Below are 19,898 nucleotides of genomic sequence, written 5' to 3'. Positions count from 1 at the left end.
GAACGGTATTGCATCATTACCGTTCTTTGTTATAGATAGAAGGTTATTATTTGATAATAACTTTAAATGCCTTAACTTGATTACCAGCCACTACTCTAACCAGATACAGTCCTTTTTCAGATACAATCATAGAGGAGTTACTACCTGCTCTAATTTCTTTAGACTCAAGCATCGCACCATTTATATTATAAAGAGTAGCATAACCATCTTTTTCCGACAAAACATAAATGATACCGTCTTCAACAATCACATCGCAATTCACTGTTTCTTTTTCACTATTGAGACCAGTACCTTTTCCACCTTGGTAAGCACCCATATTTATTTTGCCATCTACTATTCGATCATTATCTGCAATATCTTTACTCATAAATTCATCCATCCATTCTTCTGTCATAAAAAATTCATCTATAAATTCTACAGAACCGGCATTATTACAGAGCGAAGTGCTGGTCAAGGAGAAATCCGCATTTTGTAATGCCTGAATATCAGTCTCATCCGTAGTAGAACCGACAAAAGTAGTTGTCTGAACAAAAGGATTAGCTTCTACAATATTATTCAGAAGAGTTACTGAGTTTGTAGAAGAATTATCTGTAATTTCTATATCAGAAGCACTGTATTGAACTGCTGAATTTTCAGTAGTAAAAACAGCTTTATCATTATGAGTAGGTTGATTATTTACCATAATTGAATTCACTACTTGCGAATAGTTCTCACCGACATAAATAGTTCCCTTATTATTTGCAATTGTATTATTAAATATGGTACTGCCTTGCAAATCTATTAACAAATTATCTGAAGAGTTATTAACTATCAAACAATTCTCTATTTGTGCATTTTTCTTTGTTGCTATTATCGAGTTTCTCCAAGAGTCACCACCAGCTACACTCGTATTTGTATTATTACGGATTATGTTAAACGCAAAATCATAATACACTTCCGAATTACCAGAAAGTACAGTACCTATATTACTAGATACATTCCCTTCAAACAAGCAATGAGTTATTTTCAAATAACGTTTAGCCCATTGATTATTTATCTGAATACAAGAAGATTCATTATTTCTGAAAATACAATTCGTCACAGATGTACCATCTTGGTCACTCAACTGTTCTTCCGTATTATAAATGGATAAACTAGGGACTTTATTACCTTCAAATACGCAGTCATACAACTGATTACCTGGAAAATATTCAGAATGACAACCTCTCAACTGAAGAGTCACTGTAGCTTCGTAAGTAGCGTCAGAAGTATTATTACCTGAGAAATAACAATTACGGACTATCATGTTTTCTTCACCATAAACAACTGTACCCTTACACGCATTATTTAGAATCTGGCAATTTTGAAGAGTTACAGAATTTCTTAAGTAGAGAACCCGACTGTCTGTTGAAACATTGTTTTTAAAAGTAATACCATCTATAATAGTATTTTCCCAAAATGTATCTTTATCAACACGGTCTACCAAACGGAAAGTCTGATTTCCACTGGTAATTATCGTTTCATTTGTAAATTTCCAAGGTTCTGTAGCAGCATTCGGGCGTACACGATTCTCAATAGAAGTCTCTCCTTTGGCAAATCCACCATAGACATGTACTCCTTCTATCATATTAATAGTAGCAGTAACCGTATAAGTGCCGGCTGCCATGAGAATTACATCCCCTTTGGATGCTTTTGAATAAGCTGTTCCAAGATCACTGATTGGAGAATCCCAAGAATTACCATTATTAGAGGTAGAGCCATCCGGGCTAACATAGATGTTTTTCGCATTCGCACCCGTCGCAAGCATTAGAGCTAAGACTGAAGTAATAATCACATTTTTCATAAGCGATAGTTTTTATTGTATTAAAGTTACTATTAGGCTTGTTTTTCTGCAACAAAAGTATGAATAAAGACTATATTCAATACACATTTTTGTTCATCAATGCTCCAAAATTGTACAAACCTTTTTTTAATATTTCAAGAGCCAAAAACAGGCCGTATCATGTACTATATTGTAATAAATAGCTCCGTTATAGGTAGAGAGCTATAATGAGGAGAGGGTATCTTTGTGAACTGAACAATACTTAATCTAATTTTTAACAATCATGAACAACAAAATTTTTAAGCTTATCATTTGCTTTACTTTATTATTATTGTGTACTCCTTCATTCGGGGCTAAATGGAGAGCTAAACATGTGGTATTTATCGGATTAGACGGATGGGGTGCCTATAGCATGGAAAAAGCAAATATGCCTACTGTAAAACAATTAATGAAAGACGGTTCATACACCTTGGAGAAACGATCGGTATTACCTTCCTCAAGTGCCGTAAACTGGGCTTCTATGTTCATGGGGGCAGGTCCGGAACTACACGGATACACCGAATGGGGTTCAAAAACACCGGAACTCCCCTCGCGAGTACTTAGCCATTATGGTATCTTTCCAAGCATCTGGGGATTATTCAGAGACGCCAATCCGCAAGCAGAAATCGGTTTTTTCTGTCAATGGAACGGACTGGAATATCTGGCAGAGATGAAGGCTATGAGCAAGGAGATGCATGTAAAAGCCGAAGACGATCCTTCCGGAAAAGCCGATAGAGCGGTAGCGACTCACTCTTGCGCTTATATTAAAGAAAAAAGACCTGACCTTATCGGTATATTTTTCGATGAACCCGACCATTTAGGACACCAAATCGGACACGACACAGAAGCCTATTATCAAAAATTAGAAGAATTAGACGGATACATTGCTGAAATAGTAAATGCTGTAAAGGAGGCCGGCATGTGGGACGACACAATCTTTATATTAACAGCAGATCACGGTGGCATCAATAAAGGACATGGAGGCAAAACAATGCAAGAAATGCAGACTCCGTTCATCATTTCGGGAAAAGGTATCAAAAAAGGATATAACTTTACGGAAAGTATGATGCAATTTGATGTGGCTTCCACAATTGCATATATCTTTAAATTACAACAACCTCAAGTATGGATTGGCCGGCCGATGAAGCAAGTCTTCAAATAAACACGCTACTTCTACCTTAATCAATTTGAATATCTCCAAGCCTCGTTCTTCCCCCCAATAAAGAATGAGGCTTTTTTCATTTTATTATTGGCAATAAAGAATATTCCCTCTACTTTTGCATGCAAAAAAGAAATGCTTATGCTTGTTGAAACGCTTCCTATCCACTTCGCTCCTTTACAAGGCTACACCGAAGCTATTTACCGAAATGCACATGCTACCGTTTTTGGCGGAGTAGAGACATATTATACTCCTTTCGTACGGCTTGAAAAGGAAACATTCCGCAGCAGGGATATCCGGGATATCGAACCGGGCAATAATACCGTCTCCCATCTGATCCCACAACTTATCGGAGCAGATACCAATAAAGCGGAAGCAATTTTATCCCTTTTCATCGAGAAAGGATATAAAGAAGTGGATATCAATATGGGATGCCCGTTTCCGATGTTGGCCAAACGGCATAATGGTTCCGGTATATTACCCTTTCCGGAAGAAGTGGAGAAATTATTAGAAATAATACATAAATATCCGGAAATAAACTTCTCAGTTAAAATGCGTCTGGGATGGGAAAACACAAAAGAATGCCTGAATCTACTTCCGATAATGAATGCACTCCCACTCAAACACATCACAATGCATCCGCGATTAGGGAAGCAGCAATATAAAGGAAACGCCGATATGGAGGGATTTGCAGCTTTCGCAAAGGCATGCCGGCATCCACTGATCTATAATGGAGATATAAAAAACGCAGAAGACATAGAACGCATCCATTCCCGATTTCCTTCTTTAGCCGGAATTATGATAGGAAGAGGATTATTGGCCAACCCCGCTCTGGCGATAGAATATAAAGAGAAGAAACACCTCTCTGCTGAAGATATGAAAGAGAAGCTGTTTGCAGCACACAAAATCGTATTGTCCGGTTATGAAAAACGTTTGCAAGGAGGAGAAGATCAGTTGCTCAATAAAATGAAAACCTTTTGGGAATATCTTGAGCCACAAATCGGACACAAAGCTTGGAAAGCAATTCATAAAAGCACAAATCTGACAAAATACAATGTGGCAATAGGACTTATATGATAAATACACCTCATTTTTATTTACAATATATTATAGTGCAATTTTTCATAGCGCACTCAAAATGTCACATCTTATAAAACTTCAATGAATTTCTCTACGAGATATACCCAGTTTCTCTACGAAGAAACGATCATTCCTCGTAGAGTTTCAAGTCGTTCCTCGTAGAGAAAAAAATAGCAAAAGCAGAATGCTGATAACCAAGCAATTAACAAAGCAGACAATTGTATAATATTTTCAACATCAAAATCCATACTTCCAAAAATTAAAAACAACATAACCCATCCTTTTTTTCTTACAATACAAAAAAAACGGGGTATCAATAAGGGAATATTTCCACATCTTGACTTTTGCCATCCTTACAAATAAAACGAAGAACCGTATACTTCTTATCCGATGATACAACCTGGCAAGCAGGCGTCTCTCTAATAGCCCAACGTCCTCTCAAAGTAATTGTTACAGGAATTTCGCCACTATCATTATCAATCCAAGGACGAGAATAGATACTACGCTCGATACGTTTTCCCTTTTCATCGTATATATCGTCTGAAGGGCCCCGATACAGCGCGAGATCCGGCTGAGCAACAGTCAGCAACGCCTTCTCTTTTTCCTCACGTATCATCACCAGGCAAGAAGTATCCGCTTTCGCTAATAATCCTTGGGGCAGAACGGTAGAAGGCGTTTCAAACAGAACATACGAAGTGGTATGATCCGGCAATGATTTTACAATATGGGCATTACGGTCTTTTTGCAACACCTTGTAAGTTGGTTTCCTTGCAAAAGTTTTCATGGCAGCAACAGTCGTTTGTGGAAGTACGGCATATTCATATGCAGCCCCCTCAGGTGCTTTTCCGTGATCAATAATCAAAGAGACCCAATCTCCTTTTGTCTCCTTGTTCGCTTTTTGAGCACGCGAATACTGTGGAAAATTCTTCTCGAATTTAGTTGTTACGGGAGTGTAATAGCCTGTTCCGACAGGGTCCACCCAATACTTCCCATTTTCTTTATAATCCTTCCAGAAGTTGCGGTCGGTATTGTCCCTTATGGCAAGCTGGAAAATGGTGGTTTCCGTAGGATACTCACTGTTTGTATTCTCGATATCCGAACCGAGGCATACGATTGTTTCGTCGAAGAAATGGAATGATTTACGGGCGCGATGGGAACCATTGTATTTGTCATGCTCATGAAGTTTCATTCCAAAATTTCCATTCATATGCTGCTGAGATAAACCACCGGCAAAGGCTTCGTCCGAATAAAGCATCTCCTCCATACCGGAGTAAGTATCGACATTATAGATTTTTGCCTGTAAATCGTCAAAAGGCAAATGAATAGAGGTAACTCCCGGAATACGATTCCAGTCGAACCCCTCCTCTTGCCATCCGCTTGTGGCAGGTGTCACTGTACCCCCCGGAGCAGCAGTAAGCAACTGCATACTTCCGTGTGCCAGATAACGTCCATAAAGATTAGCACCCAGATAATGCTCGGCAGCCCAGAAATAACGGGAATGCCCGCGTACGATTGCCGCCCAACTGCCACGACGCTGTACAGAAATACATCCGTATCCCAAAGCAAGATTTCCCTGCGGATCAGCCTCAGGACGGAATCCTTTATTAGAAAGAAAAGTTGCCATCTGCTGTTCCTCTGCATTGGTAAATTGAGGTACATATTCCGGTTCCTCGCCCGAAGTAACTGTTGAAGCAGAAACCAACCGAAGGTAAGCGGCAGCCATATCAGGATCAAAATCCTCCTTTCCATCGGGAGTACCGGCAATAGCCATCATGGCATACTGCATAGGAACCAGCTTTCCTTTTCCATCCGGATGCCGGCCGGACATAGAGAGCGGAAAGTGGAGTTTATTACAATAAAAACGCATGGTAAGCAGAACCGTCTTTACAGTTTGATGAGCCAACTCAGAAATAGCAAATCCTGTGTGATTCAACAGATAGATCATATTCGTAGCCCCTTCCAGTCCGCCAACTGCATAGGCCGGATAATTATTACGATGATGAAAAGCACCTCCGTCTTTCTTGAACGAACCGGCAAGTCCCAAAGCCGGGCGGCAACCATAATCAATCCACCGGGAGAAAGACTTCAAATATTGAAGTTTTTCCGGTGTATCTTCCATCATCAATATACTTGCAATACGCCCCGTAGTCTGAGTATTAAAAGAGTCCATATCGATACCATCCACCTCCGGTTTCGGATAAACCTCATTCGTAATGGCATACCAACGCAGAGTAGCCTCCGCTTCATTCAGTTTGCCGGCTTCACGGAGTACGTCTTTCATCAGAAAATAGGCCAGATAAAGTCCCCGGACACTATAACCGTAATGATGAATATTTCCCCAACAACTGCCATAAGCAACTCCCTGATCGGTAATATGATCGTACATCGCGAGGAATTTATCTTTCATTTCTGCCTTGACAACAGCATCTTCAGCATTGTTATAGGCAACAGCTATCCGTTTCATCAAATCAAAATAAGCTTTCATCTCGACTCCCAACTTAGTCAGCATATCCTTATCCCAATCGGGTATCATCCGTTCATAAGCTTCTGAAGCACGTACCATAAAAACAGGTACTCCGGATACCTGACCGTCTTTATAAGAAATATCATAAAACTCATACTTTTTACGAATCGTCTCAATCTCTTTCTGTGTCAACGCAGAAGGAGTATACACCATATCCCGGAAACGACTCTCTATCAATTGCATTTCCTGTCTTTGCCTTTCACTTACAGGAGTCAGCTCGATATCAGGTTTCAGCAACGAATGTTTATAAACCACAAGCCAGTGATTTGTCGTAGCCGCATTCACAAAAGGAACCTGCAGATCAGCTGTCTGCTGGCGGGCATCGACCTTTGTTGCGGTAATCAAATGATCAATAAAAAGTTCTCCTTTTACATCCGGCGCAACCATGCGCAGTTCATTCATCCCCTCTTCGGGAACACCTTGCATATCCCGTTCATAACAAACCCATGCGGCACGCCAACCCTTGAAATTGATACCGAACGGAAAAGAGGTACATATTTTTCCGTCCTTCAAGAACTGAAATTCTATTTTTTTATCCTGCGGCTGTTCGTTATATACCCATACGATAAACGCGGAAAGAAATAAATCTTTTCCGGTGGGATCTTTCTTTTCAAACTTCAGGTCTTTCTTTAAAGAAAGTATTCCGCCCGATTCAAACGACCATGCCAAAGAATGTTTTCCATCCTTATAATGCTCCGTTGAAATGGATAATTTTGAGTTTTCACTACTCATGCATGCCGGTACTTCCGACTCCTCAAAAGAGAACATACGATCATTCCGGACGAACTGGGCAAATAAAGAAAAAGAACCTCCGAAAGAGAGAAAAAGTACTATTTCCAATCTGATAAAAAGCAGCTTCATTATTCAAAGTATTAAATGTCAGTTATTAAATCGATTGTACTTCAAAACCCGTCACCAATACATGATTCTGAAGCAAGCGCAGGCCAAAATAACCGTCACCTTCTCCGGGTTTCAATGAAGCACGGAATAATTCCTCGCCATTCACAGAATAAGTAGTATATTCTTTCTCTACACGAATCACAATATGATACCATTTACCCGGTACCAACAGGTGCTCCGGATCCGTATATTCCGCTATCAATGGCTTTACGCGAGCGTCATCCACACCATTGTATTCGGCATAATAGCGACGAAAACGAGTGGTGGTATTTTCATTTCCGCCATAACCCACATAGAAAAGATTCAATGTATTATAATTCTTAAAAACTCCGTTCCGCCATTCGCTACGGGCAAAAATATGATCAGGATACAACGGATCATTAGCTGCCCAGAAGCAGTTAAGATCGCTCAAACGATCGAATTCACCGCCTTCCATCAGCATGGCAACCTGATAACTAATCTCATAATCGCCCGTCAAAAATTCATTATACCACAAAGTCAGCCCAGCGGGTACAACGAGTTCCATCGTATCGGATATCAATGACAGTTGCATTGCCGCAGACTCATCTTCCGCAACCCATTTTTCAAGAATCGGATTACTTTTTTTATTAGAAGAAAAGCAAGCAACCAACAGGCAACTCCCAATTAATAAAACTGAATATCGGATCAAAGTTCGTCTCATGAATATATGTATTAGTTTTAAAGATCACTACCGGTTACAAAGAAACCCCACTTTTTGAAAAAAGCAGGGTTCAAATCGTACAGAATATTACAATAATTATTCAAAATATCCCATCGTGTATAATTCAGAACAGCACCTCACATCAAGGATGTATTTCCTTGAAAGCCTTATTGTCCTCCTGAATCTGCAGTATAGTCTCTTTCAACTCGCTTATAGGCAAATCAAACCCATACCATCCTGTATAGCAATCGGTCACGTACCATTTACCGTCAATACATTCGAATTCTACGCGAAGATCTACCTCCGATTCTTCATAACCGGCTTCAAAAACTTTATGACCAGGCTCATTTAGCGTAAACTTTGAAACATAAATCCCTCCTTCTTCCTGAGTGATGCGTTCCTCTTTCAAAGTCTCACTATCCAGCAGAGGCCATTTATCTTTAGTAAAAGGAAATGTTTTCTCACTATTTCCATCATCGGTCATCAATGTAATGGGAGTTTTCATCGGAAATTTTATTCTTGTATACTGAAAAGCCGCACTGGAAGTAAACTTCTCCAGAAAAGACTCAAAATCCTCAATTTCCGTTCCTACGTTTTCCCCTTTCGCTTTCGAATGATTGGCACAGGAGATCAATAGTATGCCTGCAAACACAATGCAAGCAAATAATCCGGATACAAATTTCTTGATTCTCATAAAAAACTGTCTAATGTTTGAATATTCAACTCTCTTTCTCTCACTTCTAAAAAGTAATGCAAGTTATCAAGAAAATCCCGATCCAGCAAAAAAGAACAAGAAAATATATATTGCCCTTTCATTTTCTCCAATAAAAAACTCCGGTGAAGTAAAGACCAAGTCTTTACTTCACCGGAGCATATCGTTGGAACGAATCTATTTACCCGTTCGGAATACACTTACCAATAACGGATCACCTTACCGGCAGCCGGATGCAAATACCAATCTTTATTCTTGGCACCATCACTTTCCACCCATTCTTTAAATTTCGGGTATGCTGTCGAAAATAAAACTTTTTCAGAAGCGTGTGCTATACCTACAGGAACTTTGATCCCCCAGACAAAACCATTCTTATTACAATAAGGTACATTATCCATCATCAATCCCTTTGAATCGGTATCATAATTTGTATATGAATAAGTCGGTTTATAACCTTTCATATGGATTTCCTTATTATCATGAGTAACAATAAAGAAGTTCTGTTTCTTCGTATCTGTGATCAGTTCACGATAAGCAGCAAGTTGCGCATCGCTTTCGGCCTTTGTTACCCCTGCATCTGAACGATTTACTCCCGTCAATTTAACTTCCGCTCTCAACATCGGACGTCCTTCCTCTACATAACCGGGAGTTACCTGGAAGAAATTTGTATTATCACCCAGATCAGACAAACCGTCCAAAATAACGACCGGAGAGTCCCCCTTAGTATCTATTGTCACTTTACAATATTGTGCCTGCCCATTCACCTCTCTTACTTCCGCCATATCCGTACCAGTAGCCAATTCCTGCTCCGTACCCTGTCCGCCTTTCAACACTATACGGACAGTGGTTTCCTTTATATACTTTTTATCCAAACCACCCAATACAACACCCAGTTTAGTAGGATATCTGCCTCCCTTTGCACGTACATCCAACGTCATCAGTAATCCTTCTTTATATCCCTGAGCCGGCAATAAGTCCTCTTTCTGACACTCCGTAACCTTCAAATCATATTCAAACACCACATCATTCATGTCATTGTCATTTCCCGATTCATTCGGCCAAGTGTCTTCAAACATTGCCACTCCCGTATTATGATAAAAGCGGAAACCTGCATCCTCTTCACTTGTAGGCTGCACACAATCTTCCGGCACTATGGCCGCAACAACCTCGCTTCTTGTGTTGGTGTTCAAAGCTATTGGCATCGTCTTTTTACCCGATACGGAGTTATACTTCAGATACAACGTTTCGCAATGAATCGGAATATTCAATTCAAGAGAAGTTGTTGTAGAAGAGACAAGCAAGTCACCTACAAGCAAAGTAGCCTCACTGCAGTCCTTGTCCGAATAGATAGAAACTACTGTAGTTTTCGGCGATGAGACCGACACTGAAACATTACGACTGGTTGCCCAATCGAACCCTGCCGATGCAGTATATTCAGTTGAACCCGTTTGGTTCTCATTACTGCCATTTACTCCCTCGACATTATCGGAACATGAAGAGATCATAAAAGCTCCTACAAGAACATACATTAAATTGTTTGTTTTCATCATTGCATATTTTAAAATTACTATATTTCAATCGTTTACCATTAAACCAAACGCCTTTTATAAAAAAACATTATTTAATAAAATATAACTTATATTTTCTTAAATAACCTTTCAATCCGAATGCTTCCCATATAAAAATGAAAATAAAGCAATAAATAAAAGCACCGAACAATCATCCATCCATAAAGCATTCTCGAATCGCACACAGTTAATAAGAATTAAATTAATTTAATATTTCTCTTATAAAAAGCCACTCGAATTGACTATTTCTATCCATTCCAACGGTACGCACTGTAATAGAACCATTTTAATCCAAATATGTTCCCCGAACAGAATAATGAATAATCGGTTATATTTGTATCAAATATACAACTTTTCATCAGAATATACAACTTCGATTTTAGAATATACAACTTATGAATGAAGTCTTATACGGCATAGATTACTTGGAATACTACTTCTATTGGATATATTACAAGTTCATGGGATATCCGCTGATCATACGAATATGTACCGCTGTAGTAATGCTGTGTATCTTTGCGTACTTTTGCCTTCTCATCAATATCATTTATGGTATATTCAAAAGAAAAAGAGAAAAACGCAAGTATGCCAAGATTCATAAACGGTATTACGAAAAGCTTAAAGAGATATCTTTAAATACAAACCATTTAACAGATGAAGAGATAGCAAACATAGTAGAATATAACGAGAAAAAAAGAATAAAATCAAACGAGATCCGCATTATCACGCAATTATTGGCTGAGATAAAAACAGAGTTTGAAGATCAAATCAATGAACTCAATTTCCAAGGCATACAAAACGTATTTCAAATTACCCGCTATTTTGAGCGGGAACTTCAGTTTGGGCCGCAAAGAAGCAAAATCCAAACCCTGAAACTAATCCAATCCATCAACGGATACGCTTCTGAAGCAGTATTAGTACGGTTTCTATATCATCGTGAATTAGAGTTAAGAAACTCTGCCCGGTATGCCTATATGTGGTTAAGTCAAGGCAATCCTTTCCGCTTTTTCGACGAAGACATCGGCATGAAATTACGAAAGTGGGACATGATGGAACTCCATGCCATTTTGGAACATCGCAAAAAAGCAGGATATGCAACGCCCAGTTTCATTAAATGGGTAAATACTTCGGCAGAAGAAGATGTAAAGAAATTCTTTATCAACGAAATCCGATTTTATAACGAGATAGAGAGCGCCCCTATACTGGCAAAACAGATAAATGCCCGTTCACCGGAAATACGAAGTGAAATAATACGGGCTTTAGGGACTTTGAAATATAAAGAAATCGAACCTAAGCTATTCGAAATGTATAACACGCAGCCGGAAGATGTAAAACAAAACATCATTGCTGCTGTTTTAGAATTAGGAACGGGCAATGCGGTAGATTTTCTTAAGAACGCATATGAAGAAGCAGATAACTGGAGTACCAAGCGATCTATTCTCAAAGCCCTTTATGGATACAATGAAGCCGGCAGACAAATGTTTGATGTACTGGAGACCCAGGCAAATGCTCACACAGCTATTTTATTTGCCCATACTAAGGACTTATTAATTAACCAAATAAGCTAAGCAAAATATGAGAGGATTTATATTAGACTTTTTCAACTATTTCGTATTTTTCTATACAAGCACTCTCGCAACTTGTTTTATCTTGTTTGCTTTCTTGTCTTTTATATCCTTAAAACGAAGAAAAAGCTACTACGTAGAGAGTTATATCCGGAAAACGATTAAGGAATCTCCCTATACACCGGGGGTTTCCGTTATTGCCCCCGCATACAACGAGGAGAAAACGATCATAGACAATGTCAGTTCCATGCTCGCCCTGGAATATCCTGTTTTTGAAGTAATCATCGTGAATGACGGTAGTACGGATAAGACTTTAGAAAAAATGGTCAAGCATTTCGATTTGGTAGAAGTACCATTCGCCTATATAGAACGTATTAAAACCAAACCGTTCCGCCGATTATTCAAATCCACAAATCCCGAATATAAAAGGCTGATTCTGGTAGATAAGGAAAACGGAGGGACGAAAGCCGATGCATCCAATGCGGGAATCAATGTTGCTTCGTACCCCTATTTCATCTGTACCGATGTGGATTGCATCCTCGAAAAATATGCACTTCACCGCTGCATACTGCCGGTTATTTCTTCTGAAAAACAGGTAATTGCCGTCAGTGGTACAATGCTCATGGCAAATGGGTGCGTTGTCAGCGAAGGACAGATAGTAGATGTAAGATCGCCCCATACTCCCATTCCCCTCTTCCAGAACTTAGAATATATGCGTTCTTATCTGATAGGCAAAATGGGCTGGTCGGCCATTAACGGTATGCCGAACGTGTCCGGCGGATTCGGGCTTTTCGATCGTTCTGTAGCAATCGCTGCCGGAGGATATGACGGTACTTCTTTTGCAGAAGACATGGATTTGATTACGCGTATGGTGGGATATATGTGTGACTTCTCACGGCCGTACAAGATCGTGCAGATTCCCGATACCTGTTGCTGGACAGAGGGACCATCCAATTTGGCAATGCTTTACAGACAGCGTACCCGTTGGGCGCGAGGACTCTTCCAGACACTAAGTATTCACCACAAAATGATCTTCAAAAAAACCTATAAGCAGATGGGGTTGCTTACGTTGCCCTATATGTTTGTATTCGAATTCTTAGCACCGATTATCGAAGTCGTCGGATTCACCGTATTCCTGTATCTGGCCTTTACGGGAGCCGTCAACTGGAATACAGCCTGGATGATATATCTGACAATATACATATTCTGCCAATTCTTATCCATTGTGGTAATCACGTACGATTACTATGTGGGCATGTTATATAAGAGAGGATATGAATATCTATGGATTATCCTGGCTTCCATATTGGAACCGATTATTTACCATCCCATCATCACATTCTTTTCATTGAGAGGTTATTTCAGCTACCTGACACAGCGAAATTTCAAATGGAAGAATATGGAACGAAAAGGATTTAAACAGAAGAAAAAAGTAGTCCGGGAAAGTGAACTTTCTACAGTACAAAGTCCCGCCACTTAGCTATTACGAACCTATGAACAAAGAACTCTATCATAAAATTATCATGCTCGGCTGTTTGTTCCTTTTGATAACTTCATCAATCGGTACGAACAACGATCCCCTATTGCCCGAAGATTATGCAAAAATAGTACAGGAACATTTTGCAAATGAAGAGTGGGAAGAAGGAAAAACCCTTCTGGAAGAAGGACTCGGAAGATATCCGAAGGTTTCCGATCTGCAATGGTTGATGGGAAAATACTGGCATCATAAAAAAGACTATGACCAGGCACGCTATCATTTGATAAAAGCAATAGAAGATAATTACAATAATGTAAACGCCAAACAATTGCTGGTAGACGTAGAAGAGAACACTCAAAATTATTCCAGCGCCATCTGCTATGTAAACGAACTATTGGAAGTAAACCCGTATTGGCGGGGTTTATGGCGCCGAAAAATTGATCTTTACCGCAAACAGGGCAACGATGTAGAAGCCGACCGCCTTTTAAAGCGCATCAATCAGATTTATCCCAACGACACCATTTTAAGAAAAGACTATATCTACAGCATGGAACTGGGATATCAGCACATGAAAAAAGGCGGTAACCGGAAAGAGGCTATCAACACCTTGACTGAACTGATCAAGGCGGCACCGGGAAACGAACAATACTATCTGGATATTATCAATCTGCAATTGCAAGAGGGAAATCAGGAAGCAGCTTTAGGATGGGCTTCCAACGGTTTGTCCGAAATACCCGGCAGTTATTCTTTAATAAGCAAAAAAGTGGGAATTCTGGGCGAACTGGCCCGTTATCCGGAAGCGTTGGTTTTCATGCGCGATCAGATGAGAAAAAACAACAGTGCGGCTTTACGGCAATTATACAACCATATCCTTTTAGAAGCGGCACAGGCAGAAAGGCAGCGTGATCCGTACGTCCTGTACGGCATTGTGTACGACAATGGAAAAAACAACAAAGAAGCATTGGATTACCTGCTAAACACTTCTGTCACCAGGGGATATAGCGATGATGCTTTCTACTATTTACGGGAAGCAAAAAAGAAATACGGCGATACGGACAAAGGCATTCTCTACAAAGAGTACCTACTTTACCGTAAGATGAACGAAAAAGACCGTGCCTTTTCTACTTTAAACAAATTATACGAGTTATATCCGGACGATTATGACATTCTGCTGGCCATATGCGAACAACATATGGAAAAAGCCGAAAGGCTTATAGAATTGGGATTGCACGCGGAAGCACTCCCTCACACCCAGTTTATTATTCAGAAACAGGTAGACAGTGAAATCACCGGAATAGCCTGGGAAAGAGCCTTAGGATGTTATATCAGCATGAAAAAATATAATGAGGCATTGGCAGCGCTGGACACGCTCACCACCCGCTATCCCGAATATGAAAACGGCATCTGGAAGAGAGCCTTCATACTCGACAAGATGGATAAGACCGCAGAAGCGTTGGACATCTATCTTTCAGCCATCGAGCACAGTGACGAAGACATGCGCATGTTCTACGTTATCGGCTACGAAGAGCTTGCAATTCCTTATATCAAAAAGTGCATGGAGGCAGGAAATACACAACGGGCACATGACACGGCATGCAAACTCGTGCAACTCAACCCGTCGAGCGACCTCGGTTTACGGTATGCCATCAACACGTCGGCATTATTAAAGCAGTATGATAAGTTCCAGCAATACACGGAACAAGGACTTCAATATTACCCGAATGAGCCGTTTTACCAAACAAAACTGGCTACTATCTATGACCGGGACAAACAGTACGATCTATCCATCGGACTCCTGCACCCGATCGTACAGAAGTATCCGGACAACAAAGAGGTAATAGGGGCCTTTTCACAAAGCAGCGAATACCGCGCTTTACAGTTATCAAAATCAAGAAAGGCCGTAGAAGCCATCGCCGTACTCGATACAGCGATCCAATTCGACAGCCAAAACAAATCACTTAAATATACCAAAGGATTGGTATACGAAAACAATAAACAGGCAGATTCGGCTTATTACTACCAGAAGTATTATGAACCGTCCCTCATGGAGTACAAGTCTTTCCAACGTCATCTGAACGGTTTGAAAAGCCAAATGCTCAAGAATGAGATTGCTTTGATATATCTGCGCGCACGCTATGGAGAAGAAGACATCATAACCTCGGTTGCCAGCTTGGAATATACCCGGAAAGCCCGTAAAAACACCTATACCGGAAGGATCAATTATGCCGGACGAAGCGGATCGGCCAATAAAGACATGACTGCAGAAGAACAGACTCCGGGAGGAGTCGGCATACAGATACAGGGTGAGTGGACGCACCGATTCTCATCGACAGTCTCCGGCATGGCAAATGTTGCCTACGCCACACAATATTTCCCGCAGATAGCTGCCAATATTGCGGTAACCAAATATTTCAAAAATGACTGGGAACTGGACATTCATGCCGGATACAGGCGCACTACAGCTTTCAAGAAGTCTTTCAGATTCAATGAAAACGCTCTAAATGAAGAAACAGGGCACAATGGAATATGGGAATTCGATTCGTGGGAGAAGTCACGAACCAATCTGTTCTCTGCCGGCGCGGGAGTAGCCAAAACCATTGATAAGGTCTGGTTAAATACCAAACTGGATCTGTATCTCTTGAATTCGGACATCTACTACAATGCTCAGATAGGGGCTAAATATTTCCCGGCGGATGATGGTAAAACAAACATCATGGCAACGGCAAGTATGGGATCGGCTCCCGAAACAGCCGTATTGGATTATGCACTTCCCGGTTCTTTCTCACACACCAATACAATGGTAGGACTTGGAGGGCAATATCTGATAACCCCGAATATTACAATCGGTGTAATGGGCACATGGAATACTTATTATAATCAGACCAATACAAGAACGGGAGGGCAGAACAATTATATAGACAAAGTATCGACGCGATACAAGAATTTATACAATATTTATGCACAGGTTTATATTTCATTCTAACAAAGTATCTTTTATTATAGAGATCGTAATTTTATGCTATTTTCTGATAGGCTGCGGCACACAGGGCCATACCGAGCCTACACTATTGTCCAAGGAAGGCTATCTCGTCTCGATATCCGACTACGCAACGGAAGAGGATACGCGTTGGGCCAAATACCTGTATGATCATCTTAAAAAACGTGCAGAAGACGAGGATATGATCGCATTCGGCGTTTCGGAAAAAGACATGTTCCGCATTATCGTACAAATCGACCCGGCACTCAAAAATGATTTCAAGGTAGAAACCCATGCCAACGGTATAAAGCTCATAACCTCCGGACCCAAGAAAATGCTATGGCTCCAATACCAGATCATGAAAAAAATCGGCGATATGGATAAACGCATAGAGTCTTCTGATCTCCCCCCAGCTTTGGTCAACCTAAATGACACTTGCGGTTCTTTTGCCTTCAAATACCAAAGCATTTATTCACCGACCGGACTACATCCCGACTATCCAGGAATAACGGGACTGGATAACTTCGATGAAAGTTGGGGAATCTGGGGACACAACCTCGGAAAAGTACTGGGAAAAGACCTCGATGAATTCTATGCCACAATAGACAAGAAAAAATACGAAGAGCAGCTTTGCTTTTCTTCCGATGTCATATACAGACGTATAGAGAATTACATCATAGACAACTATGGAGAAAAGAAAACAACGCGTTTCGTCATTGCTCCGAACGATGACCCTTCAGCCTGTATGTGTCCGGCCTGTAAAGCATTAGGCAACACTTCCGGAAACGCTACGCCGGCTGTAACACAACTAATTACCCGTTTGGCCAAACGCTTTCCCCACCATCTTTTTTTCACCACTTCTTATTTGAGTACCCGGCAAGTCCCGGCAATGGAATTACCATCCAACGTCGGTGTCCTCATAAGTGCCATCGAATTACCTCTCCGCCTTGTCAACAAAAAACACACACAAGAGAAGCAATTCATACAATCATTAAAGCAGTGGAAAAATGTAACAAAGCAAATCTATGTATGGGACTACATCAATAATTTCGATGATTACCTGACCCCCTTTCCTATATTGAGAATAGCCCGTGACAGACTGGCTTTCTTCCGGGAGAACGGTGTAAGCGGTGTTTTTTTCAATGGAAGCGGATACGACTACTCCAGTTTCGACGATATAAAGACCTTTGCACTTTCAGCATTGCTCATCAACCCGGAACTGTCAGTCGAAGAGTTGATCGGGAAATATACGGCTCAAGCATACCCTCGGTCCAAAAAACTGCTAACCTCTTACTACTGTAACCTGGAAAACCGGATTCAACCGGGTAAAAGGCTTCATATGTATGCCGGAGTACAAGAAGCCGAGAAGGCTTTTTTGCCGGCAGCAGAATTTGTAAAGTTCTACAATGAGTTAAGCACACTTACGGATGAAGCGAAAGGCGATGAACGGAAAAAGCTCCATATGCTCAGAACCGCCCTTTCGTTCACCCGGTTGGAGCTGGGGCGTATCCATAATTTCACACCGTATGGATATGCATGCCGGAAAGGAGAAAAAATCGAGACTATACCGGAAACCGGAGATTGGCTAAACCGCCTGAACGAACATGAGGCATTCCCGGAAATGAGATATTACAATGAAGCTTCCGACGGAATCGACAATTATTGTGAAGAATGGGAACAATATATAGCCCAACCAATGAGTTCTCCCAACCTGCTGTTAGGAGAAAAACTAACCGCAGGTTCCAAGCTGGATGAGAACTACACCGACCTTTCCGTACTCACCGACGGTACACGCGGTTTACCGGGAAGCTATCATTTCGGCTGGTTTATTTCTTCATCCGGCGATTTAATATTAAATTTACCGAAAAAAGTGGCCGATAGAACCGGAAAACTCTGCATTCGTTTTTTGAATCTGCCGAGACATCGAATTTATACACCGCAATCCATTGAATTGCTAAAAGACGGGGAATTTTACAAAAAGTTTCCAAGACTTCCAGGCAATACCGGTGAAAAGGGAGAAATTACAGAGTCATGCCTCCCGGTGGAACTAAAAAGCAATCAACAACTGACGCTGAGAATTAAACGGGCCGATAAGAAAAAAGCCCAGATCGCAATAGACGAGGTATCATTTATACCTCAAAAATAAAAAGCAGTAACAATGAGCAAATATGTATTCTATATTTTTTTATGGCTGATACCGGCACTCTTACTATCATCGTGCCGAAAAGAAGTGCGTCCTACCAGCATAGAGATAAAAGACCCCGACAGGCATTATTACCCCATCAAACAAGGGCAGCAGCTCGATATCATGTTCACAATAACAAATACGGGCAATACTCCCCTGCTTATCACCGACATACAGCCCTCTTGCGGATGTATCATCATTGATAAAAGTTCGCATGTCATTATTCCGGAGCACGGAACCAAACAGTTCCGGGCAACATATAACAGCATAAAAAACATCGGTTTGGTTACTCACTGTATCCGGATCTACGGAAATATTCTCCCTGCGGGAAAAGCAGAAATCAAATTCGACGTCAATGTTGTGCCGGATGCAGATTACACCCGCGATTACGAAGAACTGTTCCAAGACTTTAATGTCAAAAACGGAATCGTGAAAGAGATGGTGGATGGAAAAGAATCCGAACAGGGATATTATGTAGGAAATCCTTAAACAATCATTTCCGCCGTAAATATTCATATCCGAAACGGCAGTACAGGCACTTCTTTTTATCACAATATTCTTTCTGAAGCTGTAATAAAGCCTGGCTGTCGGCAGCCGAATGTACAGACAAGCCTGCACCATTCCACATGCGGGTGACATAATTGTTTTCCGCTTTCAGTTCTTCCAGAAAACGGCCGGCACGATCACAAAGACGTTCATCCGCTTTATGCAACCCATAAGCATAAAGAAAAGGAATCACCGTATTTATAATCAATAGATTCTGCGCATTTATACCGATCGGCTTTTCCTTTTTGGCAGACGGCTTGCCAAAAACAAAATGCTCCTCCCAATAAGGAGAAGTACGGGCAACCAGAATTTGCCGGACTGCTTTCAACGTTTCCGCTTCCATAATGCGGGAAAACAGAAAATGCTCTTTATGATAAAGCGATGCTAACTGTGCCAAACGGACATATGGAAAATTATCCGGACGAATACGCAGGAAACGCCACAAAGTGACATCCATTGCAGCAGGCAATTCGAATTTGTATTGTAAATAACGAAATTCATTCTGTATCCGTATCTGATAATCATCGATAGCATCTCCCTCCAACAGCCCTGCCAACCCAAAGAAAAAAGCCTCTATCTGCATTAAATCATCACGGTGCTTGTCGACGGCACGGAAAGGTATCAAGTTTGCCCACGTCTCAAAGGCATCCCCATTCAGTCCGAAACCAAAATTACGGGAAAGA

The 19,898-nt window shown here is 40.9% G+C and carries 13 protein-coding genes; 7 read left to right on the top strand and 6 right to left on the bottom strand.

Going from position 1 to position 19,898, the window contains the following annotated elements:
• Positions 1-46: 46 nt before the first annotated feature.
• Positions 47-1,822, bottom strand: coding sequence for a right-handed parallel beta-helix repeat-containing protein (locus QVP90_RS08170; RefSeq protein WP_021936140.1), 1,776 nt, complete (start codon positions 1,820-1,822; stop codon positions 47-49).
• A 262-nt stretch (positions 1,823-2,084) separates the two neighbouring features.
• On the opposite strand from QVP90_RS08170, the gene QVP90_RS08165 reads away from it, so the two are divergent.
• Together QVP90_RS08165 and QVP90_RS08160 are read left to right on the top strand one after the other, a co-directional pair.
• Entirely contained in the window at positions 2,085-3,002 is a 918-nt protein-coding gene (locus QVP90_RS08165) for an alkaline phosphatase (RefSeq protein WP_005927678.1), read from the top strand.
• A gap of 138 nt (positions 3,003-3,140) precedes the next feature.
• Positions 3,141-4,076, top strand: coding sequence for a tRNA-dihydrouridine synthase family protein (locus QVP90_RS08160; RefSeq protein WP_021936139.1), 936 nt, complete (start codon positions 3,141-3,143; stop codon positions 4,074-4,076).
• A 316-nt stretch (positions 4,077-4,392) separates the two neighbouring features.
• On the opposite strand, the gene QVP90_RS08155 is transcribed toward QVP90_RS08160, so the two are convergent.
• From QVP90_RS08155 to QVP90_RS08140, 4 genes are all read right to left on the bottom strand, one after another.
• Positions 4,393-7,464 carry a chondroitinase family polysaccharide lyase gene (locus QVP90_RS08155; RefSeq protein WP_021936138.1) on the bottom strand — a complete coding sequence of 1,024 codons (3,072 nt, stop codon included), beginning with the start codon at positions 7,462-7,464 and terminating at the stop codon, positions 4,393-4,395.
• A 25-nt stretch (positions 7,465-7,489) separates the two neighbouring features.
• A complete protein-coding gene (locus QVP90_RS08150) occupies positions 7,490-8,185 on the bottom strand; it encodes a DUF6250 domain-containing protein (protein WP_007479419.1) in 696 nt (231 codons plus the stop codon).
• A 142-nt stretch (positions 8,186-8,327) separates the two neighbouring features.
• Entirely contained in the window at positions 8,328-8,879 is a 552-nt protein-coding gene (locus QVP90_RS08145; protein WP_005927688.1) for a hypothetical protein, read from the bottom strand.
• 218 nt (positions 8,880-9,097) lie between these two features.
• Positions 9,098-10,444: a DUF4842 domain-containing protein gene (locus tag QVP90_RS08140; protein ID WP_021936137.1), complete on the bottom strand. Its 1,347-nt coding sequence runs from the start codon at positions 10,442-10,444 to the stop codon at positions 9,098-9,100.
• A gap of 416 nt (positions 10,445-10,860) precedes the next feature.
• Here QVP90_RS08140 and QVP90_RS08135 point away from each other — a divergent pair, with 416 nt between their 5' ends.
• Genes QVP90_RS08135 through QVP90_RS08115 form a run of 5 tightly spaced genes read left to right on the top strand, consistent with a single transcriptional unit; the run spans position 10,861 to position 19,158 of the window.
• On the top strand, positions 10,861-12,033 hold the full coding sequence (locus tag QVP90_RS08135; RefSeq protein WP_021936136.1) for a HEAT repeat domain-containing protein: 1,173 nt from the start codon (positions 10,861-10,863) through the stop codon (positions 12,031-12,033).
• Positions 12,034-12,040: 7 nt separating this feature from the next.
• Complete coding sequence (locus tag QVP90_RS08130; protein WP_005927694.1) at positions 12,041-13,510, top strand: glycosyltransferase family 2 protein; 1,470 nt, start codon at positions 12,041-12,043, stop codon at positions 13,508-13,510.
• Positions 13,511-13,523: 13 nt separating this feature from the next.
• A complete protein-coding gene (locus tag QVP90_RS08125) occupies positions 13,524-16,490 on the top strand; it encodes a tetratricopeptide repeat protein (protein WP_172680650.1) in 2,967 nt (988 codons plus the stop codon).
• A complete protein-coding gene (locus tag QVP90_RS08120; RefSeq protein ID WP_021936134.1) occupies positions 16,465-18,630 on the top strand; it encodes a DUF4838 domain-containing protein in 2,166 nt (721 codons plus the stop codon). The genes QVP90_RS08125 and QVP90_RS08120 overlap by 26 nt, the downstream gene beginning before the upstream one ends.
• Positions 18,631-18,642: 12 nt before the next feature.
• The gene (locus tag QVP90_RS08115; protein ID WP_005927703.1) at positions 18,643-19,158 is read left to right on the top strand and encodes a DUF1573 domain-containing protein; all 516 of its coding nucleotides are present in this window, start codon (positions 18,643-18,645) and stop codon (positions 19,156-19,158) included.
• Between the two features lie 4 nt (positions 19,159-19,162).
• Here the strand turns inward: QVP90_RS08115 and QVP90_RS08110 are convergent.
• A partial coding sequence (locus QVP90_RS08110) for a DUF2851 family protein (protein ID WP_288204088.1) occupies positions 19,163-19,898 on the bottom strand: 736 nt, incomplete at its 5' end.

This window comes from Bacteroides sp. CAG:189, from assembly GCF_000432295.1.
Classification (GTDB): Bacteria; Bacteroidota; Bacteroidia; order Bacteroidales; family Bacteroidaceae; genus Bacteroides; species Bacteroides salyersiae.
Note: the sequence above shows the minus strand (reverse complement) of the source record. Positions and strands in the feature narration are given on the sequence as shown.

What these genes read in the sequence shown, in the direction of transcription:
- QVP90_RS08170 (WP_021936140.1), bottom strand. Translation starts at nt 1,822, where the DNA reads ATGAAAAATGTGATTATTACTTCAGTCTTAGCTCTAATGCTTGCGACG.
- QVP90_RS08165 (WP_005927678.1), top strand. Translation starts at nt 2,085, where the DNA reads ATGAACAACAAAATTTTTAAGCTTATCATTTGCTTTACTTTATTATTA.
- QVP90_RS08160 (WP_021936139.1), top strand. Translation starts at nt 3,141, where the DNA reads ATGCTTGTTGAAACGCTTCCTATCCACTTCGCTCCTTTACAAGGCTAC.
- QVP90_RS08155 (WP_021936138.1), bottom strand. Translation starts at nt 7,464, where the DNA reads ATGAAGCTGCTTTTTATCAGATTGGAAATAGTACTTTTTCTCTCTTTC.
- QVP90_RS08150 (WP_007479419.1), bottom strand. Translation starts at nt 8,185, where the DNA reads ATGAGACGAACTTTGATCCGATATTCAGTTTTATTAATTGGGAGTTGC.
- QVP90_RS08145 (WP_005927688.1), bottom strand. Translation starts at nt 8,879, where the DNA reads ATGAGAATCAAGAAATTTGTATCCGGATTATTTGCTTGCATTGTGTTT.
- QVP90_RS08140 (WP_021936137.1), bottom strand. Translation starts at nt 10,444, where the DNA reads ATGAAAACAAACAATTTAATGTATGTTCTTGTAGGAGCTTTTATGATC.
- QVP90_RS08135 (WP_021936136.1), top strand. Translation starts at nt 10,861, where the DNA reads ATGAATGAAGTCTTATACGGCATAGATTACTTGGAATACTACTTCTAT.
- QVP90_RS08130 (WP_005927694.1), top strand. Translation starts at nt 12,041, where the DNA reads ATGAGAGGATTTATATTAGACTTTTTCAACTATTTCGTATTTTTCTAT.
- QVP90_RS08125 (WP_172680650.1), top strand. Translation starts at nt 13,524, where the DNA reads ATGAACAAAGAACTCTATCATAAAATTATCATGCTCGGCTGTTTGTTC.
- QVP90_RS08120 (WP_021936134.1), top strand. Translation starts at nt 16,465, where the DNA reads ATGCACAGGTTTATATTTCATTCTAACAAAGTATCTTTTATTATAGAG.
- QVP90_RS08115 (WP_005927703.1), top strand. Translation starts at nt 18,643, where the DNA reads ATGAGCAAATATGTATTCTATATTTTTTTATGGCTGATACCGGCACTC.